General features: G+C 70.8%; 16 protein-coding genes. 12 read left to right on the top strand and 4 right to left on the bottom strand.

Features of this window, described 5'->3' with window-relative positions; translation table 11 throughout:
• Positions 1 to 58: 58 nt before the first annotated feature.
• From larA to DN069_RS05170, 3 genes are read right to left on the bottom strand one after another with little or no spacing between them, the layout of a single operon-like run.
• Positions 59 to 1,348: a nickel-dependent lactate racemase gene (gene larA / locus DN069_RS05180; protein ID WP_111499630.1), complete on the bottom strand. Its 1,290-nt coding sequence runs from the start codon at positions 1,346 to 1,348 to the stop codon at positions 59 to 61.
• Complete coding sequence (locus DN069_RS05175; RefSeq protein WP_111499629.1) at positions 1,345 to 2,226, bottom strand: amidohydrolase family protein; 882 nt, start codon at positions 2,224 to 2,226, stop codon at positions 1,345 to 1,347. The genes larA and DN069_RS05175 overlap by 4 nt, the downstream gene beginning before the upstream one ends.
• Before the next feature lie 42 nt (positions 2,227 to 2,268).
• Complete coding sequence (locus DN069_RS05170; RefSeq protein ID WP_111499664.1) at positions 2,269 to 3,006, bottom strand: FadR/GntR family transcriptional regulator; 738 nt, start codon at positions 3,004 to 3,006, stop codon at positions 2,269 to 2,271.
• A 194-nt stretch (positions 3,007 to 3,200) separates the two neighbouring features.
• Between DN069_RS05170 and DN069_RS05165 the strand changes: the two genes are divergently transcribed.
• The 10 genes from DN069_RS05165 (at position 3,201) to DN069_RS05120 (ending at position 18,133) form a co-directional block, all read left to right on the top strand.
• Positions 3,201 to 4,508 (top strand): enolase C-terminal domain-like protein, encoded by a 1,308-nt coding sequence (locus DN069_RS05165; protein ID WP_111499628.1) that lies wholly within the window; start codon positions 3,201 to 3,203, stop codon positions 4,506 to 4,508.
• Positions 4,505 to 5,269, top strand: a complete 765-nt coding sequence (locus tag DN069_RS05160; RefSeq protein ID WP_111499627.1) for an SDR family NAD(P)-dependent oxidoreductase — start codon at positions 4,505 to 4,507, stop codon at positions 5,267 to 5,269. The genes DN069_RS05165 and DN069_RS05160 overlap by 4 nt, the downstream gene beginning before the upstream one ends.
• 40 nt (positions 5,270 to 5,309) lie before the next feature.
• Positions 5,310 to 6,368: a sugar ABC transporter substrate-binding protein gene (locus DN069_RS05155; RefSeq protein ID WP_111499626.1), complete on the top strand. Its 1,059-nt coding sequence runs from the start codon at positions 5,310 to 5,312 to the stop codon at positions 6,366 to 6,368.
• Between the two features lie 19 nt (positions 6,369 to 6,387).
• Complete coding sequence (locus tag DN069_RS05150) at positions 6,388 to 7,905, top strand: sugar ABC transporter ATP-binding protein (RefSeq protein ID WP_111499625.1); 1,518 nt, start codon at positions 6,388 to 6,390, stop codon at positions 7,903 to 7,905.
• A 58-nt stretch (positions 7,906 to 7,963) separates the two neighbouring features.
• On the top strand, positions 7,964 to 8,932 hold the full coding sequence (locus DN069_RS05145; protein WP_243638923.1) for an ABC transporter permease: 969 nt from the start codon (positions 7,964 to 7,966) through the stop codon (positions 8,930 to 8,932).
• A gap of 110 nt (positions 8,933 to 9,042) precedes the next feature.
• Positions 9,043 to 11,934: a glycosyl hydrolase family 95 catalytic domain-containing protein gene (locus DN069_RS05140; protein WP_111499623.1), complete on the top strand. Its 2,892-nt coding sequence runs from the start codon at positions 9,043 to 9,045 to the stop codon at positions 11,932 to 11,934.
• A 48-nt stretch (positions 11,935 to 11,982) separates the two neighbouring features.
• Positions 11,983 to 14,322: an alpha-L-fucosidase gene (locus tag DN069_RS05135; protein WP_111499622.1), complete on the top strand. Its 2,340-nt coding sequence runs from the start codon at positions 11,983 to 11,985 to the stop codon at positions 14,320 to 14,322.
• Between the two features lie 91 nt (positions 14,323 to 14,413).
• Positions 14,414 to 14,776 carry a DUF1304 domain-containing protein gene (locus DN069_RS05130; protein WP_111499621.1) on the top strand — a complete coding sequence of 121 codons (363 nt, stop codon included), beginning with the start codon at positions 14,414 to 14,416 and terminating at the stop codon, positions 14,774 to 14,776.
• A gap of 254 nt (positions 14,777 to 15,030) precedes the next feature.
• Positions 15,031 to 16,512, top strand: coding sequence for an alpha-L-arabinofuranosidase B (locus DN069_RS05125; protein ID WP_111499620.1), 1,482 nt, complete (start codon positions 15,031 to 15,033; stop codon positions 16,510 to 16,512).
• Positions 16,513 to 16,570: 58 nt separating this feature from the next.
• Complete coding sequence (locus DN069_RS05120) at positions 16,571 to 18,133, top strand: alpha-L-arabinofuranosidase B (RefSeq protein WP_111499619.1); 1,563 nt, start codon at positions 16,571 to 16,573, stop codon at positions 18,131 to 18,133.
• Between the two features lie 63 nt (positions 18,134 to 18,196).
• Here DN069_RS05120 and DN069_RS05115 read toward each other — a convergent pair whose 3' ends face one another.
• On the bottom strand, positions 18,197 to 19,672 hold the full coding sequence (locus DN069_RS05115) for an endo-1,4-beta-xylanase (protein WP_111499618.1): 1,476 nt from the start codon (positions 19,670 to 19,672) through the stop codon (positions 18,197 to 18,199).
• A gap of 411 nt (positions 19,673 to 20,083) precedes the next feature.
• Here DN069_RS05115 and DN069_RS05110 point away from each other — a divergent pair, with 411 nt between their 5' ends.
• Both DN069_RS05110 and DN069_RS05105 read left to right on the top strand, forming a co-directional pair.
• Positions 20,084 to 21,565: an arabinofuranosidase catalytic domain-containing protein gene (locus tag DN069_RS05110; RefSeq protein ID WP_111499617.1), complete on the top strand. Its 1,482-nt coding sequence runs from the start codon at positions 20,084 to 20,086 to the stop codon at positions 21,563 to 21,565.
• A gap of 200 nt (positions 21,566 to 21,765) precedes the next feature.
• Positions 21,766 to 23,157 carry a serine hydrolase domain-containing protein gene (locus tag DN069_RS05105; RefSeq protein WP_111499616.1) on the top strand — a complete coding sequence of 464 codons (1,392 nt, stop codon included), beginning with the start codon at positions 21,766 to 21,768 and terminating at the stop codon, positions 23,155 to 23,157.
• Positions 23,158 to 23,260: the final 103 nt, after the last annotated feature.

Here is a 23,260-nt window from a genome sequence, read left to right as displayed (position 1 = left end):
AGTTGTTACGAGAAGAGTGAGCGGCCGAACGGCGGGCGCGGCAGGATCCTGGCGCGCGTCATCTCGCCGTGTCGGCGCCGTTCCGCAGGTAGGGGATCGTCATGGGCCCCTCCGGCAGGACACAGACCCGGGCGTCCGGGCCCGCCGCGGCCAGCGCCTCGGCCACGGTCGCCGAGATGTCGGCGGTCTGCTCCAGGTGCGCGGTGGCCAGCTCGGCGTCGCTGAGGTGGGAGGTGTGCATCACCACGCGGCACGAGGCCTGGATGCGGGCCTGGACCTGCACCTGCCACTGGTCGGGCACGGTCTGCGACCTGGCGCGGATGTCGGCGAGCAGCGCCTGCGGGGAGGGCGCCGAGGCCAACACCTCGCGGTAGGAGCCGTGGTCGGGGAAGCCGTCGCGGCACTCGGCCGCGCAGACGATCAGCCCGCCGGGCCGGACCACGGTGTGCGCTGCGGACATGCCCTTGACCGACTGGTAGAGGTTCTGGTCGAGCGGATGTCCGGCGTTGGTGGTGACGACCACGTCGAAGCGCTGGTCGACCGGGCACATCGCGATGCGGCGGGCGGCGGCGGTGGCCGCGGCGTGCATCGGCAGCAGGTCGCCGCCGAAGGCCGCCACGATGCGCTGCTCCCGGTTGAGGACGACGTCCAGGGCGAAGTCCACACCGGTGCCCTCGGCGATGGCCCGTACGTCGTCGTGGACGGGATTGCCGTGGGTGACGCCCCAGGTGGCCCGGGGGTCCGCGATGCGCTCGGCGTCGTGCAGGACCAGCACCGTCTCCAGTCCGGCGAGGCCCGGTGCCACCAGCTTGGGTCCGCCGGAGAAGCCGGCGAAGAAGTGCGGTTCGACGAAACCGGTGGTGATGCGGACGTCGGCCTCGACCCAGGCGCGGTTGAGCCGAACCGGGACGCCGTCGCCCCAGATCCCCATCCACGCGAGCCGGGTCGCGTCGCGGGCGTCGTGGTTGACGATCCGGATCCGGTCGACCACCTCGTCGCCGAACATGCGCCGCAGCTCGTCCGGGTCGTTACCCCGGTGGGTGCCGGTGGCGACGAGGACGACCACGTCCTCGGGGCGGACGATCCCGTCGAGCTCGGCGAGGACGGCCGGGATCATCAGGTGGCGCGGCTGCGGTCGGGTCCCGTCGCAGGCGGAGATGGCCACCGTCTGCCCCGGCCTGACCCGCTCCCGCAGCGGCGGCCCGGCGACCGGACGGCGCAGCGCCTCCCGCAGCACGGCGGACTCGTCGGCGGCGCCGGGGTGGTGCAGGGGCTCGACCACGGTCGTGACGGCCGGGTCGACGTCGATGTCGAGTCCGGTCTCGCCGTAGGCCAGGCGGACCTTCATGCCGGCTCCTCCTCGGCGCCCGGCGGCTTCGGTTCGCGCGGCAGCCCGTAGGCCCGGGCCGCCGTGCCGCCGAAGACCTGCGCCCGTTCGTACGGGTCAAGAGATGACGTCAACTCGTCGGCGGTGCTGACGACTTGCTCGTACGATGCGGCCACCAGGCAGACCGGCCAGTCCGAGCCGAACATGACCCGTTCGGGTCCGAAGGCGTCGAGGGCGGTCTCGGTGTAAGGGCGCAGGTCGGCGACGCTCCAGGCGGCGGGGTCGGCCTCCGTGACCAGCCCGGAGAGTTTGCAGAACACGTTGGGTTCGCGGGCCAGTTCGCGCAGCAGGGCGGCCCAGGGCTGGAGCGTGCCACGGGCGATCGGCGGCTTGGAGAGGTGGTCGAGGACGAACGTCTGCCCGGGCAGGGCGCGGACGGTGTCGATGGCGGCGGGCAGTTGGCGGGGCAGGGTGAGCAGGTCGTAGCCGAGTCCGGCGTCACCGACGGTGCGCAGTCCGCGCCGGACGTCGGGCCGGGAGAGCCAGGCCGGGTCGGGCTCGCCCTGGACCAGGTGGCGCACGCCGACGAGCAGTTCGCCGCCGGGGCCTCGGCGCAGTTCGGCCAGGGTGTCGGCGAGCTGCGGCGCGGTGAGGTCCGCCCAGCCGACGACGCCCGCAACCAGCGGTGAGGTGGCGGCGAGAACGAGGAACTCGCGGGTCTCGTCCAGGTCCGGCAGGACCTGCACCAGCACGGTGCCCTCGATCTCCGCCGCCCGGGCCTGCGGCGCCAGGTCGGCGAGGCCGAAGTCGCGCCGGATGGGCGCCAACTCCGGTACGTCGAGCCAGGACTGCGGACGGCGGGTCAACTGCCAGATGTGGTGGTGCGCGTCGATTCTCACCCGCGACGCTCCTCGGTCGGCGTGTGGTGGGTCGCTAGGAGTTCAGGCAGAACGGGGTGGGTCCAAGGCGGGCTCGGAGGCGTCGGCGGGGAGGGCTGCTCCCTCGGCCAGGTGCTCACGCAGCCAGCGCTCGGTGGTGTCGACGTGGAGCAGCGCCGCAGCCTGGGCCAGGGCAGAGTCGTGGGCTCGGAGAGCCTGGTGGATGGCCTCGTGCTCGGCGATGGTCCGGTCGGCCGCGTCGGCGTCGACGTGCCCGCGCCAGATCCGTGCGTGCAGCGTGCGACCGGAGATGTGCTCCAGCAGGGTGGCCAGGGTCTCGTTGCCGGTGGCGCGGATCACGGCGCGGTGGAAGGCGGCGTCGTGGTGGTTCAAGCGCTCGACGTCGTCCCGCGCCGCGCGCATGGCGGACAGGTGGTGCTCCACCTCCGCGAGGGCGTCGTCGGTGATGCGCGCCGCGGCCACACCGGTGGCGGCCGGTTCGAGGAGCCTGCGCACCTCCGTCAGCTCCAGGACGGTGTCCCCCTGCAGCAGTTCGACGGCGCCGCCCAGGCCCTCCAGCAGCAGGCCGGGCTCCAGGCTGGTCACGTAGGTGCCGTCGCCTCGCCGGATCTCCAGGACCCGGGCGACCACGAGCGTCTTGACGGCCTCGCGCATCATGTTCCGCGACAGCCCGAGCTCGGCGGCGAGCTCCTGCTCCGGGGGCAGCTTGGACCCCGGGGGAAGCTCACCGTCCCTGATCATCCGGCGGATACGGGCGATGGCCTTGTCGGTCAGTGACACGGCCACAACCTAACAGGAGATCCCATGTCTACGGAAGACATTGGATCGCCTGTCATCTGACCAAGCCATGCCAGCCTGTCAAAAAACCTTATTCACCTGGGACTTTCAAACTTCCACTGCGCGACCCCTGGACGCCGACAGCCGCTCCTCCTATAAATCCATCCCATGTATCCAGGCAAGGCAAAAGAGGCGCCGTGACCGAAGTGATCACCGCCGTCGAGGCCGCCGACATCAGGTTCCCGACCTCCCGTCAGCTGGACGGCTCCGACGCGCTGAACCCCGAACCCGACTACTCCGCCGCCTACGTGACGATCCGTACGAGCACCGGCCAGGCCGGCCACGGGCTGGCGTTCACCGTCGGGCGCGGCAACGAGGTGGAGGTCGCGGCGGTGCGGGCGCTCGCCCCACTCGTCGTGGGCCTGCCGGTGGACGAGGTGCTGGGCGACCTCGGCGGGTTCTCCCGCCGGCTCGTCGGCGACAGCCAACTGCGCTGGCTGGGACCGGCGAAGGGCGCGATCCACATGGCGGCCGCCGCGATCGTGAACGCCGTCTGGGACCTGTACGGCCGCCGCGAGGGCAAGCCGGTCTGGGAGCTCCTCAGCGACCTGACGCCCGAACAACTCGTCGACCTGGTCGACTTCCGGTACCTGGAGGACGCCCTCACCCGCGACGAGGCACTGGACATCCTGCGCCGCGCCGAGCCCGGCCGGGCCGAACGCAGGCAGCGCCTGCTCACGGAGGGCTACCCGGCCTACACCACCTCCCCCGGCTGGCTCGGCTACACCGACGAGAAGCTCGTCCGGCTCGCGAAGCAGGCCGTCGCCGACGGCTTCACCCAGATCAAGCTGAAGGTCGGCGCGGATCCGGCCGACGACCTGCGCCGCGTCGCCCTGGCCCGCCAGGCGGTCGGCCCTGACATCCGGATCGCCGTCGACGCCAACCAGGCCTGGGGCGTGCGGCAGGCGATCGACTGGATGGCCCCGCTCGCGGCGCACGACGTGTACTGGATCGAGGAGCCGACCTCCCCCGACGACATCCTCGGCCACGCGGCGATCCGGCGCGCGGTCGCACCCGTCAAGGTCGCCACCGGCGAGCACTGCCACAACCAGGTGATGTTCAAGCAGCTGCTCCAGGCCCAGGCGCTCGACGTGCTGCAGCTGGACGCGAGCCGCACCGCCGGCGTCACCGAGAACGTCGCGATCCTGCTGCTGGCCGCCAAGTTCGGCGTGCCGGTCTGCCCGCACGCGGGCGGCGTCGGGCTGTGCGAGATGGTGCAGCACCTGGCGATGTTCGACTACGTGGCCGTCAGCGGCACGACCGAGGACCGGGTCGTCGAGTACGTCGACCACCTGCATGAGCACTTCACCGCCCCGGTACGGATCCGCGAGGGACGCTACCTGGCGCCCACCGCCCCCGGCATCGGCGCCGAACTCCACCCTGCCTCCGCCGCCGAGCACCGCTACCCCGACGGCCCCGTCTGGCGCGAGGAGCACCCCGCATGAGCGACCTGGAGTTCGACGGCCTGACCGCCGTCGTCACCGGAGGGGCCTCGGGCATCGGGCTCGCCACCGCCCAACTGCTGACCGCGCGCGGCGCTCGCGTCGCATGTCTGGACCTCAACCCGCAGGACGTTCCCGAGCCGATGGTCAGGGCCCACGTCGACGTCGCGGACGAGGAGTCCGTCCGCGCCGGGGTGACCTGGGCCGCCGAACTCCTCGGTGGCGTGGACATCCTGGTCAACAACGCCGGGATCGGCGCCCAGGGTGGCATCGAGGACAACCCGGACCACGAATGGCGCCAGGTCCTGGAGGTGAACGTCCTCGGCGTGGTCAGAACGACCCGCGCCGTCCTACCCTACCTGCGGCGGTCGGCCGCCCCGGCGATCGTCAACACCTGCTCCGTCGCCGCCACCGCCGGGCTGCCCGACCGCGTGCTCTACTCGGCCTCGAAGGGCGCCGTGCTCGCGATGACCCGCGCGATGGCCGCCGACCTCGTCGCCGACGGCATCCGCGTCACCTGTGTCAACCCCGGTACGGTCGCCACCCCCTGGGTCGACCGGCTGCTCGGCCGGGCCGACGATCCGGCCGACGAACGCGCCGCGCTCAGGGCCCGTCAGCCCCTCGGGCGACTGGTCACCCCCGACGAGGTGGCCGCCGCCATCGCCTACCTCGCCAGCCCGCTCGCGGGCGCGACCACCGGCACCGACCTGGCCGTCGACGGAGGCATGGACGGCCTCCGCCTGCGCCCTCCCCGTCCCAGCTGAGCCACCCTCCACCACCCTCGTATCCCTTGGGCAGGCCACCATGAAGCTCAGACACCTCACCGTACGTGCCGCCGCTCTCCTCGCCCTCGCCCCGCTCGCCGGCTGCGCGAGCACGACATCCGCCGGCGGCGGTGCCGGGGCCCAGGTCGTCGGCGTCGACTACCCCCGGTCCGACACCGACTTCTGGAACTCCTACATCCAGTACACACCGCAGTACGCCAAGCAGCTCGGCCTGAGCCTGAAAACCACCAACTCGCAGAATGACGTCGCCAAGCTCGCCGCGAACGTCCAGACCTTCGTGGCCGAGGACGTGAAAGGCGTCGCCATGGCGCCCCAGGACACGGCCGCCATCGCGCCGACCCTGGCCCAGCTCAACGCCAAGAAGATCCCCGTGGTCACCGTCGACACCCGCCCGGACACCGGCGACGTCTACATGGTGGTCCGCGCCGACAACCGCGCCTACGGGCAGAAGGCGTGCGAGTTCCTCGGCACCAAGCTCGGCGGCAAGGGCTCGGTGGTCATGCTGGAGGGCGACCTCGCCTCCATCAACGGCCGCGACCGCACCGAGGCGTTCAACGCCTGCATGAAGCAGAACTTCCCCTCCGTCACCGTCTACGGCGAGGCCACCAACTGGGACGCGGCGACCGCGGCCCAGAAGCTGCAGACCGACCTGACGGCGCATCCGGACGTCAAGGGCGTCTACATGCAGTCCAGCTTCGCCCTTGCGGGCACCCTCCAGGTCCTCCAGCAGAAGGGGCTGCTGGCCGGCCCCAAGGATCCGAAGCACGTGTTCGTGGTCTCCAACGACGGCATCCCGGAGGAGCTGAAGGACATCGCCGCCGGGAAGATCGACGCCACGGTCTCGCAGCCCGCCGACCTCTACGCGAAGTACGCCCTGTACTACCTGCAGTCCGCGATCGCGGGGAAGGTGTTCAAGCCCGGCCCGACCGACCACGGCAGCCAGATCGTGCAGGTCCGGCCCGGTCTGCTGGAGGACCAGCTCTCCGCCCCGCTGGTCACCGCCGACGGCGGGACGTACGGCGGCATCACCTCCCTGACGAGCACGGACTCCTCCCTGTGGGGCAACCACCTCGGCTGACCGGAAGGCGGTGCGTGAAATGGGCAGCACGACCCCGCCCGTCGCCGAGGCGACGGCGGTCACCAAGCGGTTCGGGTCGACGGTGGCCCTGCGCGACGCGCACCTCACCGTCCTGGCCGGGGAGACCCACGCCCTGGTCGGCCGCAACGGCGCCGGCAAGTCCACGCTGGTCTCGATCCTGACCGGCCTGCAGGCACCCGACGAGGGAACGGTCACGTTCGGCGGCGAGCCGGCGCCCCGCGTCGCCGACCGGGACGCCTGGAGACGCCGGGTCGCCTGCGTCTACCAGAAGTCGACGATCATTCCCGAGCTCACCGTGGCGGAGAACCTCTTCCTGAACCGTCACGCGCACGCCCGCGGCGGCCTGATCAGCTGGCGTACCGTCCGGCGCCAAGCCCGCGAGCTGCTGGAGACCTGGTCGGTCGACGTGGACGTCAGCACCCCGGCCGCCGAACTCTCGGTCGAGCAACGCCAGTTCGTGGAGATCGCCCGCGCCCTCTCCTTCGGTGCGCGGTTCATCGTGCTGGACGAGCCCACCGCCCAGCTCGACGGCGCGGCGATCAACCGGCTCTTCGACCGGATCAGGGAACTCCAGCAGCAGGGCGTCACCTTCCTGTTCATCAGCCACCACCTGCAGGAGATCTACGACCTCTGCGACACGGTGACGGTCTTCCGGGACGCCCGGCACATCCTCACCTCCCGGGTCGACGACCTGCCGCGGACGGAGCTGGTAGCCGCGATGACGGGCGATGCGGACCGCGGAGCGGCACCGGGTGGGCGGCCCCGTCCGGCCCGGACCGACGGCACGGCGGAGGTCCTGTCGGTGGCGGGCCTCTCCGCCACCGGCGGGTACCAGGACGTGTCGTTCGCCGTGAGTGCCGGCGAGATCGTGGGCCTGGCGGGCGCGGCGAGCAGCGGCCGGACCGAACTGGCCGAGACCGTGGTCGGGTTGCGGGCGGCCGACGCCGGTGAGGTGCGCATCGGCGGGCGACGGCCGCGCCCCGGCAGTGTCCCGGCCGCGCTGGCGGCCGGGGTCGGCTTCGTACCCCAGGACCGCCACCACCAGGGCTATGTGCCGGAGATGTCCATCGCGGACAACGGCACGCTCACCGTCCCGGAGCGGTTGGGCCCCCGCGGCCTCATCGACGGCCGCCGCCGGGACGCCCTCGCCCACACCATGATCGACAACCTGGCCATCAAGACCCCTGGGCCCGGTCAGCACGTCTCCGGCCTCTCCGGCGGCAACCAGCAGAAGGTCGTCATGGCCCGCGCCCTGGCCAACGACCCCGGACTGCTGGTGCTGATCAACCCCACCGCGGGTGTGGACGTGCGCTCCAAGGAGTTCCTGCTCGGCAAGGTCGAGGAGACCGCCGACCGCGGCACCGCCGTGCTGGTCGCCTCCGACGAACTGGACGACTTACGGCTGTGCGACCGGGTCCTGGTCTTCTTCCAGGGCCGGATCGTCGGCGAGATGCAACGCGGCTGGCACGACCACGCCCTGGTGGCCGCCATGGAAGGAATGGATCTCCGTGTCTGAGACCACCGAGACCACCACCACGACAACCGTTCCGAGCGCACCGGCCGGCGCCCGCCCGGTGCGCCGGATCGCCGTGGCGCGGCTGCGGGACCTGGCGCTCATCCCCGCGATCGTGGTGATCGCGATCGTCGGACAGCTCGTCAACCCGGTGTTCCTGCAGACCGACAACCTCGTCAACGTCCTGCAGACCATGTCCGAGATGGCCGTCCTGGTGCTGGCGGAGACGCTGGTCCTGATCGTCAAGAAGATGGACCTCTCGCTCGAGTCCACCGTCGGTCTCGCGCCCGGCATCGCCGCCTGGCTCACCGTCCCGGCCGGGGCGGGCCACGGGCTCGGCCTGCTTCCCGGCGCCTGGGCCGTCCCGGTCACCTTGGCCGTGGGCCTGGTGGTCGGCGCCGTCAACGCCCTGTTCATCATCCGCTTCGGACTGAACGGCTTCATCGTGACCCTGGGCATGCTGATCGTTCTGCGCGGCCTGCTCACCGGCATTTCGAGCGGCCAGACCTTCTTCAACCTGCCCGGCTCGATGCTCTATCTCGGCACCACCGAGTGGCTCGGCGTCCCCGCCTCGGTGTGGATCTGCCTGCTGCTGTTCGCTGCCGGGATCGTCGTCCTGGGCTTCACCAGCTTCGGCCGCTCCCTGTACGCCATCGGCGGCAACATCGACGCGGCCAAGGCCGCCGGCATCCGGACCGACCGGGTGCTGTGGACGGTGATGGTGACCGCCGGCCTGCTGGCCGCGCTCAGCGGCCTGATGCTCTCCGGACGCCTCGCCTCGGTCGCCTCCGCGCAGGGCAACGGCGACATCTTCACCGTCTTCGCCGCGGCGGTCATCGGCGGCATCAGCCTCAACGGCGGCAAGGGCAGCATGTTCGGGGCCTTCACCGGCATCCTGCTGCTCTTCCTGATCCAGAACGTGCTCACCCTGGGCGGCGTCCCGGCCCAGTGGATCGGCGCCCTCAACGGCGCGATCATCCTGGTCGCCCTGGTCATCTCCCGCATCACCGGCGGCAAGGCGCAGGACTGACCTTCCCGCAGCACCAACGTCCCCGAGCACCGACGTCCTGGAACACCGACTTCCTGGAGCACCACCCGGCACCCACCCCGTGTCCGGCCCGAGCCGAAGGAGTACCTGTCATGGATATGCCCAACGTTCCGTTAGGGAGACGGCGCTTCCTGGTCGCCGCCGCCCTCACCGCCGGCGCCACCGCACTGCCCGCCGTGTTCACCGCCAGGGCGTCCGCGGCGGCGCCAGTGCCACCCGGCGTCACCCTGCCCCGACGCGGCATCTGGGACAGCGCCTCCGCCAGCAGTTGGACGGACGGCTTCGTCAGCGGCAACGGGGAGTTCGGCGCCGTCTTCCACGGGGCGCCGACGCTGGAGAAGGTCATCCTCACCTGCCACCACTTCGTCCTGCCCAACGGCACCCGGGACCTCCAGCCCCCCGTCGTCGCAGCCCAGCTCGCCACCTCCCGCAGCCAGGCGCTCGCCGGGAACTACGCCCAGGCCGCCGCCACCCTGGACCACGGCTGGCAGCTGCGGTGGACGCAGACCTTCCACCCCAGCCACGAACTGCAGATCAGCACCCCGGGTATGACCACCGCGGACAACTACGCGCGGACCACCGACTTCCAGACCGGCGAGGTCGGCGCCACCTGGAGCGACAGCAGCGGCACCTGGCTGCGCCACGGCTTCGTCTCCCGCGCCGACAAGGTCGTCGTCCACGAGCTCCTGCCCGCCTCCGGCCAGACCCTCAGCGCCACCCTCAGCGTCAACACCGCGCTCGACGGCGTCCCCGGCAGCGTCGCCTTCACCACCACCGCCACCGTCGCCAACGGCGACGGCTACCTCGACCTGCGCGGGATCTACCCCGCCGGCGGCGCCTACGGGTTCGAGGGAACCACCCGCATCGTGCCCATCGGCGGCTCGGTCACCGCGAACGGGCAGACCGTCACCGTCTCCGGCGCAAGCAGGTTGCTGCTGCTCAGCATGCTGGGGCGTTACGAGAACGCCACCGACTGGAACGCCCACCCCCTGCAGACGGCGCTCGCCCGGCTCACCGCGGACTACGCGACCCTCCTCACCCGCCACAGCCCGCTGCACGCGGCGATGTTCAACCGGTCCAGCATCGACCTCGACGTCCCGGCCGCCGACCGCGCGCTCGCCACCAGCGACCTGATCGCCCGGCAGAACGCCAACCGCGGCGCTGTCGACGTCGCCCTGCTGGAGCGGATGTACGACTCCGGCCGGTACGTCTTCGTCTCCTCGTGCGGTGTCCTGCCACCGCGGCTCACCGGACTGTGGACGGGCACCTGGAGCGGGTCCTGGGCCGACGACTTCACCACCGACGCCAACGTCAACCTGCAGGTCGCCGGGGGCAACATCCTCGACCTCAGCGACGCCATGCAGGGGTACTTCGACCTCGTCCTCGGCCAGCTCCCCGACTGGCAGACCAACGCCCGCAACATCTACGGCTGCCGTGGCTACCTCGCCCCCACCCGCACCGACGGCGAGTACGGGCACATGCTCCACTTCGACAGCGGGGGCTTCCCCGGCGAGGCCTGGACCGGCGGCGCCGACTGGCTGCTGTGGCCGCTGCTGGAGTACTACCAGGTCACCGGCGACAGCACCTTCCTGCAGAACAAGCTCGGCCCGGCCCTGATGACCCTCGCCCTGTTCTACGAGGACTTCCTCACCACCACCGACAAAAACGGCAAGGCCGTGTTCGTCCCCTCCTTCTCCCCCGAGAACCAGCCCGCCGGCACCGGCCAGTCCTACGCCGTCAACGCCACCGTCGACATCGCCGCCGCCAGACACGCCCTCCAGGCCGCCATCGACGCCGCCGACACCCTCGGCGTCGAACAGGGCAGCAGCCAGGGCGTCCAGCGCTGGACCGCCCTGCTGGCCCGACTCCCCGCCTACACGGTCAACAGCGACCACGCCCTCGCCGAATGGTCCTGGCCGGGCCTGACCGACCACTACGACCACCGCCACATCTCCCACCTCTACGGCGCCTGGCCCCTGCACGAGATCAACCCCGAGGACAACCCCGCACTCGTCCAACCCGCCCTGCGCGCCCTGGACCTGCGCGGCGACGAGAACCTCGCCGGCCACGGCAGCCTGCACCGCGCCCTGGCCCGCGCCCGCCTCAAGGACGGCACCGGCGTCTACACCGACCTGCTGAAGATCCTCGGCAACGACATGGTCTTCCGCGGGATGATCACCTCCCACTACCCCGACCTCAGCGTCTACAACTGCGACGTCGCCAACACCCTCCCGGCCGTACTCGCCGAGGCGTTGGTCTACACCCGGCCCGGAATCCTGGAACTCCTCCCCGCGCTGCCCTACCAGCTCGCCAAGGGCGCCATCAACGGGATCCGCGGCCGCAACCGCGTCCACATCCAGTCCCTCACCTGGGACACCACCGTCCCCACGGCGACGGTGACCCTCACCTCGGACATCGACCAGACGCTCACCGTGATCTGCCGCCGGGGCATCAACGCCGTCACCAGTAGCGCCCCGGTCACCTCCTCCCCCCTCGGCGCGGACGCGCGCCGGGTGACGCTCACCGCCGGCACCGGCATAACCCTCACGCTCAGCTTGGGGCCGTCCACGCTCTTCCGCGTCGTCAACCGGCGCAGCGGCCTGGTCCTCGACGCGAGCGGGGCGTCCACGGCCGACGGCGGCGGCCTCATCCAGTGGTCGTGGTCCGGCGGACCCAACCAGCAGTGGCGGCAGGAGACCAACGCGGACGGCTCCTTCCGGCTCCGCAACGTCAACAGCGGTCTCGTCCTGGACAGCCCCGGCGGCTCCGGCGAGGGCACCCAACTGGACCAGTGGACCGACAGCGGCAGCGACAACCAGTGGTGGAAGCTCGCCCCCACGAGCGGCGGCTACGGCCGGCTCGTCAACGTCCGCACCGGCTGGTGCGCCGACGCCCAGAACGGCTCCACCGCGGCGGGCACCCCGATCATCCAGTGGGCGGCCAACGGCGGTTCCAACCAGGAATGGCAGCTCGTCGCTCTGTGATCCCCTCCCGCCACCGAACTCAGCACTGATCGAACTGGAGGAACCACGATGCCGGAACCCCTATCCCGCCGGGCGGTGCTCGCCGGTATGGCGGCCATGACCGCGGCCGCCGCGATCGGCCCCGTCGCCCTGGCGACGCCCGCGTTCGCCGCCACGGCCGACCCCCTACCCCTGCCGCCCCTGCGGATCCCGCAGTCCGACCTCGGCGTCGAACAGCAGCCGGACTCCGGGATCCAGTGGCTGCAGGACGCCAAGCTGGGCATGTTCATCCACTGGGGCGTGTACGCGGGCCCGGCCAAGGGCGAGTGGTACATGCACAACGCGGCCATCACCCCCGCCGACTACCAGCTGTACGTCACCGACGCCACCAGTGAGCAGTTCACCGCGGACGCCTACGACCCGTCGGCCTGGGTGCAGCTGGCCAAGGACTTCGGCGCCGGGTACGTCACGCTGACCACGCGTCACCACGACGGCTTCGCGCTGTGGCCGCTCAACCACCCCAACAGCTGGAACTCCGGTCAGGCGCCGCTCAGCCGCGACTTCGTGAAGGAGTACGTGGCGGCGGTGCGGGCGGCCGGGCTGCGGGTCGGCCTCTACTACTCGCCGATCGACTGGCGCTACCCCGGCTACTACGACGTGTACGGCACCAACTGCGCGCCCAACCCCTGGAACTACACCACCGACCCCGCGCACAAGGAGAACGCGCGGATCATGAAGACCGAGGTGTACGAGTCCGTCAAGGAGCTCGTCACCCAGTACGGCGTGATCGACGACCTGTGGTGGGACGGCGGCTGGATCGCGGAGCAGGGCACCGACGCCGACGCCGCCTTCTTCTGGGAGCCCGGCCAGTACCGGGACACCGCCAACCAGTGGCCGGTGGACGCGGTCTACGGCGACACCGACAGCAGCGGCAACCCGTTGGGTCTGATGGGCGTGGTCCGCAAGCACCAGCCCGGCATCGTCGCCACCTCACGCTCCGGCTGGATGGGCGACTACGCCAGCGACGAGGGCGGTTCGGTGCCGAGCGGGGCGATCCGCACCGGTCAGCTCGTCGAGAAGGTCTTCACCGTCGACGGCACCTGGGGCTACAACGCCACCGCCACCGTGATGAGCTACGGCACCGCCATGGACATCCTGGTCAACTGCTGGATCCGGAACATGACCGCGATGGTCAACGTCGGTCCGGACCGGCACGGCACGGTCTCCGCCCCGCAGGCGGCCCTGCTACGGCAGATCGGCGCCTTCATGACCGACTGCGGCCAGTCGATCTACAAGACCCGCGGCGGCCCGTGGAACCCGGTCGACGGCCAGTACGGCTTCACCTACCTGGGCGACACCTTCTACGTCCACCTGCTGCCCGGGTACAGCGGCACCTCCTTCACCACCCCGCCGATCGGTGACGCACAGGTCACGCGCGTCTTCGACGTCCGCTCCGGCGCCGCTCTGACGTACTCGACCGGCAGCGACGGCCGGGTCACCATCAACGGCATCGACCGCACCGCCCACCCCGAGGACAGCGTCGTCGGCGTCTCCCTGGACCGCTCCGTGCAGCCGGCCGACATCGCCGTCGGCAGCACGGCGACGGCCGACAGCGTCGAGGCGTCCAAGGGCAACGTCGCCGCGAACGCGGTGGACGGGAACACCGCGACGCGCTGGTGCGCGAACGACGGCAACACGGGGCACTGGCTCACCGTCGACCTCGGCTCGACCCGCTCGCTGACCGGCACCCGGATCGCCTGGGAAATGGACAAGACCAACTACCGGTACCGGATCGACGCGTCCACCGACAACCGCTCCTGGACCACGCTCGTCGACAACACCGCCACCACCGCGACCAGCCAGGTGCAGGCGGCCGCCTTCCGGGCCCAGGCACGGTTCGTACGCGTCACCGTCACCGGGCTGCCGTCCGGCGTGTGGGCCTCCATCCGCAGCCTGGAGCTCTACGACCGGCCGTTCTCGGCGGTCTCGGGCCCGTTCAAGCTGGTCAACCGCAACAGCGGCAAGGTGCTGGACGTCAACGGCTCCTCGACCGCCGACGGCGCCGCGGTCATCCAGTGGCCCTGGAGCGGCGGGTCCAACCAGCAGTGGAACCTGGTGTCGAACGTGGACGGGTCCTCCCGGCTCGTCAACGGCCACAGCGGCCTGCTGCTGGAGAGCCCCGGCGGTTCCGCCCAAGGCGCGAGCCTGGACCAGTGGACCGACACGGGCAGCGACAACCAGTGGTGGCAGCTGGTCCCCTCGACCACCAGCGGGTACTACCGGCTCGTCAACAGCCGTACCGGCTGGTGCGCGGACGTCGCGAACGCCTCGACCGCCGACGGCACCCAGATCATCCAGTGGCCCTCGACCGGCGGCGCCAACCAGGACTGGCAGCTCGTCGCGCTCTGAACACCGGCTCCCGGGAGGGGCCGCTCGGTGCCACGGCCGCCCCTCCCACACCTGCCCGGGCCGGCCATGTCCGTGTGTGACCATGGTGCCCATGTCGATCATCGCAACCGTCGCGGTCCTGCTTCTCGCCGCCCTGCACGCCTACATCCTGGTCCTGGAGATGTTCCTGTGGACCGGACCGAGGGCGCGCGCCGCCTTCGGGACCACGGCCGAGTTCGCCGCCGCGACGAAGGCCCTCGCGGGCAACCAGGGGCTGTACAACGGCTTCCTCGCCGCCGGCCTGGTGTGGGGTGCGGTGGCCTCCGACCCGGTGGGTTTCCAGGCGAAGGTGTTCTTCCTGGTGTGCGTGGCCGTGGCCGGCGCGTACGGTGCGGCCACGGCCAGCCGGAAGATCCTGTTCGTGCAGACCGTTCCCGCCCTGATCGCGCTCGCCCTGGTGCTCGCGGCCCACTGAGCGCGCCGGCGCCCATCATCGAACCGGTTCGAATGCACCGTGTCGTAAGCCTTGACGGGGCTTCAGCACCTACTCGATAGTGAGGGCCGCAACGCCCCCAGGGGCCGGCCATCACCGTGGATTTCGCCATGGGCTCGGCACCCGCAAAATTGTTAGCGCTAACATTCGGGAGTCCGCGCGTGTTGCCTGCCCTGTGCGCTTCTCACCCCACGCTGAGGCGACTACTCGCCTTCCTCGCCACCCTCGCGCTCGCCATGACCGGACTCCTCGCGCTGAGCGGCCCGTCACAGGCCGCCACGCAGGAGCCCTGCGACATCTACGCGGCCGGCGGCACCCCGTGCGTCGCCGCCCACAGCACCACCCGCGCCCTCTACGCCGCCTACGACGGCGTGCTCTACCAGGTGCAGCGCGCCTCGGACAGCGCCGTCAAGGACATCGGAGTGCTCTCCCCCGGAGGCGTCGCGGACGCCGCGGCTCAGGACGCCTTCTGCGCGGGCGCCGTCTGCACCATCACCCGCGTCTACGACCAGTCCGGTCACGGCAACACCCTGCTCTACCAAGGGCCGGGCGGAACCGGCGGCGCCGACACCGCGGCCACCGCGACCTCGGAGGCGGTGACGGTCAACGGCCAGAAGGCGTACGCGCTCTATGTCAACCCCGGCAACAGCTACTGGGTCGACGGCTCCTCCTCCGGCGTGCCCACCGGCAGCTCGCCGGAGGGCGAGTACATGGTCACCAGCGGCACCCACACCGACAACGCCTGCTGCTTCGACTACGGCAACACCGAGACGAACCACAGGGCCGACGGCAACGGCGCGATGGACGCGATCAACTTCGGCACGGAGTGCTGGTTCGGCGGTTGCGGCGGATCCGGTCCGTGGGTCCAGGCCGACCTCGAGAACGGCCTGTTCTCCGGGGGCAGCGCGCAGTGGAACCCGAGCCAGGTCGCGGAGACCAGCCACTTCGTCACGGCGATGCTCAAGAACAACGGGACGACCCAGATGGCGCTCAAGGCCGCCGACGCGCGGTCCGGGAGCCTGACCACGCTCTACAGCGGAGCGCTGCCCAGCGGCTACGACCCGATGGCCAAGCAGGGGGCCATCATCCTCGGCAGCGGCGGCGACTGCTGCCAGACGAACCACAACGCCAGCGCGGGCACCTTCTACGAGGGTGCCGTCACCAAGGGCTATCCCTCCGACGCGACGGACGCGGCGGTCCAGGCCGACATCGCCGCGGCGGGTTACGCCACGACGGCCACGCCGTTCACCCCGGGGGCGAGGATCTCGCTCCGGGCCACCACCTCCTGCTGCACCTCGGACTACCTGCAGCACGACGCCGGTGACGACAAGGTCGTGATCGCGGCGGTGACCTCGGCCAGTTCGTCGACCGCCAGGGCCGCCGCGACCTGGCTCGTCGAGCCCGGCCTGGCCGACGGCAACTGTCTCTCCTTCGAGTCGGCCGACCAACCCGGCCGCTACCTCCGGCACTACGCCTTCGAGCTCTACCTGCAGGCCACCGACGGAACCACGCAGTTCGCCGACGACGCCACCTTCTGCCCGCATCCCGGCAACAGCGGCACCGGCTACTCCCTCCAGTCCTTCGACTACCCGAGCAAGTACCTGCGCCACTACGACTTCACCGCCTACGTCGCGGGCGACGGCGGCACCAACGCCTGGGACACGACCGCGTTGTGGGCCCAGGACACCAGCTGGCTGGTCGCCTCCCCCTGGAGCTGACGAGCAGCCCCTCCGAGAACCGCGCCTCACACCCCACCCTGTGAAGGAGTTCCTCCTGATGAAGCGACCGTGGATCCACCGCGTCAGACGCGCCCTCCTCGCGGCCGGCACCACCGCCGTGCTCGCGGGCGGCCTGCTCACCGCCACGGCCACCACCTCGCAGGCCGCCACCCAGGAGCCGTGCGACATCTACGCGGCGGGCGGCACCCCGTGCGTCGCGGCGCACAGCACCACCCGCGCCCTGTACGGGGCCTACAACGGCCCGCTGTACCAGGTGAAGCGCGCCTCCGACGGAGCAACGAAGGACATCGGCCTGCTCAGCGTCGGCGGCTACGCCGACGCCGCCGCGCAGGACTCCTTCTGCGCCGGGACCAGCTGCGTCATCACCGTCATCTACGACCAGTCCGGCAAGGGCAACAACCTCACCCAGGCGCTCAAGGGCTACTGGCCCGGCCCGGCCGCCGGCGGGAACGACAACCTGGCGAATGCCTTCGAGGCGCCGGTCAGCGTCGGCGGTCACGAGGCCTACGGGGTCTACGTGGCCCCCGGCACCGGCTACCGGAACAACCACACCTCGGGCATCGCGACGGGCGACCAGCCGGAGGGCGAGTACGGGGTCCTGGACGGCACGCACTACAACGGCGGCTGCTGCTTCGACTACGGGAACGCCGAGACCAGCAGCACCGACACCGGCAACGGCCATATGGAGGCCATCTACTTCGGCAACAGCAAGACCTGGGGTTACGGCAGCGGCAACGGGCCCTGGATCATGACCGACCAGGAGAACGGCCTCTTCTCCGGCGTCAACGCCCGCTACAACGCCAACGATCCGAGCGTCAACGACCGGTTCCTGACCGCCGTCGCCAAGGGCGGCCCGAACCTGTGGGCCATCCGCGCCGGCAACGCGCAGTCGGGCGGCCTGTCCACCTACTACAGCGGCGTGCGCCCCAACGTCTCCGGTTACAACCCGATGCACAAGGAGGGCGCGATCATCCTCGGCATCGGCGGCGACAACAGCAACGGATCGGCCGGCACCTTCTACGAGGGCGTCATGACCTCCGGTTACCCCTCCGACGCCACCGAGAACGCCGTCCAGGCCAACATCACCGCCGCCGGCTACAGCAGCGCCTCGACGAGCACCGGCTCGCTGACGCCCGGTTCGCGCGTGTCCCTGCAGGCCACCACGGCGTGCTGCACCTCCGACTACCTCCGCCACGACGACGCGGACACCAAGGTCGTCATCTCGGCTGTCAACTCCGCGAGTTCGGCCACCGAGAAGGCCGACGCCAGCTGGATCGTCCGAGCCGGGCTGGCCGACAGCTCCTGCCTGTCCTTCGAGTCCGCCAACAACCCCGGGCAGTTCCTGCGCCACTACGCCTTCGAGCTCTACCTGAACACCGACGACGGCGGCAGCACCTTCGCCCAGGACGCCACCTTCTGCCCCACCCCGGGCAACAGCGGGGTCGGCCACTCCTTCCAGTCCGTCAACTACGCGACGAAGTACCTCCGCCACTACGACTACACGGTGTATGTGGCGAGCGACGGCGGCTCCAACGCCTGGGACTCCGCGTCCTCGTGGAGCCAGGACACCAGCTGGCTCACCGCCTCTCCCTGGGGCTGACCGTGAGGGTGCCTGGTCCCGGGGGTGTGTCCGGGGCCAGGCACCGTGTGGGTGTCGGGTGGGTCAGCCGAGGGTCCATTTCTGGTTGCTCTGGCCGCTGCAGGTCCACAGTTGGACCAGGGCGCCGTCGGCGGTGGAGGCGCCGGTGACGTCCAGGCACAGGCCCGACTGAACCCCGGTCACCGAGCCGTCACTGTTCAGGCGCCACTGCTGGTTGGCCTGGCCGTTGCACGGCCACTCCACGGCCTTCGTGCCGTTGGTGGTGCCCTGCCCGTACGCGTCCAGGCACAAGGTGGTCCCGGAGTCCGTCACGGTCAGCTGACCGGCCGCGGTGTGGGTCCAGGTCTGGTTCGCGCCACCCCAGCAGCTGTAGATCTGCACCTGCGTCCCCGCCGTCGTCGAGGCGTTCGGCACATCCAGGCACTTGCCCGCACCCACCGCATGCAACTCACCCGTGGTCCCACCGCCACCGCCGGTCCCGGAGCTGCCGCCGAGAGCGGAGAGGGCAGCGGAGTAGGCCGGCTTGGGCTGGTCGTTGCCGTCGTACATGGTGGCGGCGCCGTACCCCGGGAAGGTGCCGGGGATCCAGGAGTGCGCGTCGTCCACGCCCCACTGGCTCACGCCCACACAGCGGGATACGGCCAGGCAGTCCTGCACCACCGCGCCGAAGTCGGTGGCCTGCTGCTGGAGGGAGCCGCTGGTGGTGGGCAGCTGGATCCGGTCGTCGAGCTCGGTGACGGCCACGTCCAGGCCCAGGTTCGCGAACCGCTGGAGGTTGGCCTGCATGTCCGAGGGGATCTGGCCGACGATGAAGTGGCTCTCGAAGCCGATGCCGCCCAGCGGCACACCTTGGGCGAGCAGCGACTGCGCCAGGCTGTAGAGGGCGTTGCTCTTCGCGTTCTCGCCCTCGATGTTGTAGTCGTTGATGTAGAGCTTCGCGCCCGGGTCTGCGGCGTGCGCCGTACGCAGCGCGTCGGCGAGGTAGCCGGAGCCCATCGCCTGGTAGAAGACGTCCTGGCGCAGCGAACCGTCGTCGTTGAACGGCTCGTTGATCACGTCCCAGGAGTAGACCTTGCCCTTGTAGTGGGTGGCCTCGGTGGTGATGTGGGACTCCATGACGGACTGCACCTGGTTGAGCGGCAGGCTCGAGACCCAGGAGGGGAGTTGGCTGTGCCACACCAGGTTGTGGCCGCGCACCCGCATGCCGTTGGCCTGGGCGTACTGCACGATCTGGTCGCCGGGGGCGAAGTTGTACGAGCCGTTGGACGGCTCGGTGGTGTCCCACTTCATCTCGTTGCCCGGGGTCACCATGTCGAACTGGGCGCCGGCGATGGAAGTTTCGCCGCTGACGCCGAGGTCGCCGTCGGTCAGGGCGGTGCCGAAGTAGTGGCCGCCCGACTCCGCGGCCGCCTTCAGCGTGCTGCCGGACGCCACGGCCGGGCTCGTCGCGGCCAGCATGCCGACCGCGACGGCGAGCACCAGGGTCGGCGCGACGGCCCGCGCAGGGTGTAATCCGGTGCGGATCCTGCCGAGAAGCATGGTGGACCTCCTGCATGTGTGGGTGGGGGAACGGCATGCCCCGCGACGCTCCGCGCGGATGTGGCGCGAGAGCGATGACGGCGGACTCCAGCCGCCGGTTCGGGGAACGGGAGCAGCGACACGGCAGCCGTCCGGCAACGGTGCTCGGTGAGCTTGTCCCGCCGCCAAGTAACTCGGAGCCGCCGCGAGCCGTCAAGACGCGGCGGAAACTTTCGTAGAAGTTTCGGAAACCACTGGCCCGACCAAGGCCCGATCAACAAGTCTCTCCGTGCATGTACTTGACACGGCGTCCGGTCAGGCTGCACCGTCTCCCCCCAGAGCATCCCACCCATCCTGCAGCCCGGCAGCTCAGGACGGAACAGGATGTTAGCGCTAACAACCACCAAGTTGCGCTACTTAGGGAGTATTTGCATGAGCAAATTCCGCCTCTGGCGGCTGCTTCGGACGGGCGCCCTGGCCCGCACGGGCGCTGCCGCGGCCATCGTGCTCGGCGCACTCGTCACGACGGGCGCCACCACCGGCCCGGCACAGGCGGCCGCCCAGGGACCCTGCGACATCTACGCCGCGGCCGGTACCCCGTGCGTCGCGGCGCACAGCAGCACCCGCGCCCTGTACGGGGCCTACAACGGCTCGCTGTATCAGGTGAAGCGCGCCTCGGACGGGGCAACCAAGGACATCGGCCTGCTGAGCGCCGGCGGCTACGCCGACGCCGCCGCCCAGGACTCCTTCTGCGCCGGGACCAGCTGCGTCATCACCGTCATCTACGACCAGTCCGGCAAGGGCAACAACCTCACCGACGCCCCGGCGGGCGGCGCGGCCGGCGGCCCGGACAACCTCGCGAACGCGACCGCCGCGCCCGTCTCGGTCGGCGGGCACGAGGCCTACGGCGTCTACGTCGCCCCCGGCACCGGCTACCGCGACGACTCCACCAACGGCATCGCCACCGGCGACCAGCCCGAGGGCGAGTACGCGATCTTCGACGGCAGTCACTACAACGGCGGCTGCTGCTTCGACTACGGCAACGCCGAGACCACCAACCACGACGACGGCAACGGCACCATGGAGGCCATCTACTTCGGCAACATCAAGGTCTGGGGCTACGGCAGCGGCAACGGGCCGTGGGTGATGGCCGACCAGGAGAACGGCCTGTTCTCCGGCGTGAACGCCGGCTACAACGCCAACGACCCCAGCATCAACGACCGCTTCGTCACCGCCATCGTCAAGGGCGAGCCCAACCAGTGGGCGATCCGCTCCGGCAACGCCCAGTCGGGCGGCCTGTCGACCGACTACAGCGGCCCGCGCCCCAACGTGTCCGGCTACAACCCGATGCACAAGGAGGGCGCGATCATCCTCGGCATCGGCGGCGACAACAGCAACGGCGCCACCGGCACCTTCTACGAGGGCGTCATGACCTCCGGCTACCCCTCCGACGCCACCGAGAACGCCGTCCAGGCCAACATCACCGCCGCCGGCTACAGCACGAGCACCACCGGAAGCACCACGGGTGAGTTGCATGCGGTGGGTGCGGGCAAGTGCCTGGACGTGCCGAACGCCTCGACGACGGCGGGGACGCAGGTGCAGATCTACAGCTGCTGGGGTGGCGCGAACCAGACCTGGACCCACACCGCGGCCGGTCAGCTGACCGTGACGGACTCCGGGACCACCTTGTGCCTGGACGCGTACGGGCAGGGCACCACCAACGGCACGAAGGCCGTGGAATGGCCCTGCAACGGCCAGGCCAACCAGCAGTGGCGCCTGAACAGCGACGGCTCGGTGACCGGGGTCCAGTCGGGCCTGTGCCTGGACGTCAACGGAGCCTCAACCGCCGACGGCGCCCTGGTCCAACTGTGGACCTGCAGCGGCCAGAGCAACCAGAAATGGACCCTCGGCTGACCCACCCGACACCCACACGGTGCCTGGCCCCGGACACACCCCCGGGACCAGGCACCCTCACCGCACCCAGGACCGCACCCGTACCCGCACCCAGTCGAGGCACCCTGCGCGTCACCGTCCTGGACGGGCACGCGATGGTCGTGGTCGAGCATGATTGACCGTGCGGGCGCGACGCGTCGTCCGCCCCGTCAGGAGGTCCGATGGCATCCGTGCCCCGCTGTTCGCCGTCCGCGCAGGACACCGACGCGCGCGGAGTCGTCGCCTTCCTCGACGCGATCGACGGCGTGGCCGGGATCGAGCCGCACAGCGTCATGCTGCTGCGGCACGGCTACGTGATCGCGGAGGGATGGTGGGCCCCCTACGCTCCGCAGGGGGTGCAGCAGCTCTACTCGCTGGGGAAGTTGTTCACCGCCACGGCGGTCGGCCTCGCCCGGGCGGAGGGGCGGCTGGACCTCGACGCCCCGGTCGTCTCGTACTTTCCGGAGTTGGCCGCGGAGATCACGGACCCACGCAGCCGGTCCATCCTGGTCCGGCACATCGCGTCCATGTCCGCCGGTCACACCACCGAGCAGTGGTTCCGGGCCCTGGCCACCGATCCGGCCGAGCCGGTGCGCGGCTTCCTGCTGGAGCCGCCGGACGGGACTCCGGGCGTCACCTTCGCCTACAGCCAGTCCACCACCTACACCCTGGCCGCGATCGTCCAGCGGGTGACGGGGCAGACACTGACGGAGTTCCTGCGGCCCCGACTGTTCGAGCCGTTGGGGATCGGTGAGGCGTTCTGGCTCCCTTACCCGGCGGGGCGGGAGGCGGGCTTCGCCGGCCTGCACACCACCACGGAGGCCGTGGCCCGGCTCGGTCAGCTGTATCTGCAGGGCGGAGTCTGGGAGGGACGGCAGCTGCTGGCGCCGGAGTGGGTCGCCGCCGCGACCCGCGCCCAGGTCGACAACAGCGGAACCGGCGCGACACCGGACTGGACGCAGGGGTACGGCTTCCAGTTCTGGATGTCCCGGCACGGCTACCGCGGTGACGGGGCCTTCGGCCAGTTCTGCGTCGTCCTGCCCGAACAGGACGCCGTCCTGGCCCTGACCGCCGAGACCGAGAACATGCAGGGCGTACTCGACGCGGCGTGGGCCCACCTCCTCCCCGCGCTCGGGGACGGGGGCACGGGCTCCGCCACAGCTGACGCGCTGCTGCAACGCAGGCTGACGGGACTTCAGTTGCCGTTCCCCGAAGGCGACGCGGTGCCGCGCGGCGAGTTCACCGCCGCCCGCTCGGCCCTCCCCCTGCTGGAGCGGATCACCCTCGCCCCGACGGAGCTGACGCTGTACGAGAAGCACGGCGCCACCACGACTCTGCGCCTCCATGCAGGCTCCTGGCCGGTGACCGGACACATCGCGGCGCGGGCGACAAGGACGAGCCCGGACACCGTGGTCGCCCACCTCCAGCTCGTCCGGAGCGCGCACAAGCTCCGCCTCACCTGCGACCTGCGCACCGGCACCTTCGACGCCGAGTGGCGGACCGTACCGCTGATGACCCGCCCGGAGACCCCGCTGGCCGCCCACGCGTACCCCACCCACCCGAACTTCCCCTGAGGCCCTGCCCTGCCCGGCGGGGGCAGGCACAGGGGCGGGCTCGGTGGGACAGCCCTGCTCGGTGGAGCGAACGAGCAGTTCGTTGACGGCCACGTGGCGGGGG

The sequence above is a fragment of the Streptacidiphilus pinicola genome (genome assembly GCF_003258295.1).
In the GTDB taxonomy this organism is placed as follows: Bacteria; Actinomycetota; Actinomycetes; order Streptomycetales; family Streptomycetaceae; genus Streptacidiphilus; species Streptacidiphilus pinicola.
The sequence above is the reverse complement of the archived record's forward strand: the minus strand, read 5'-3'. Positions and strand labels throughout refer to the sequence as shown.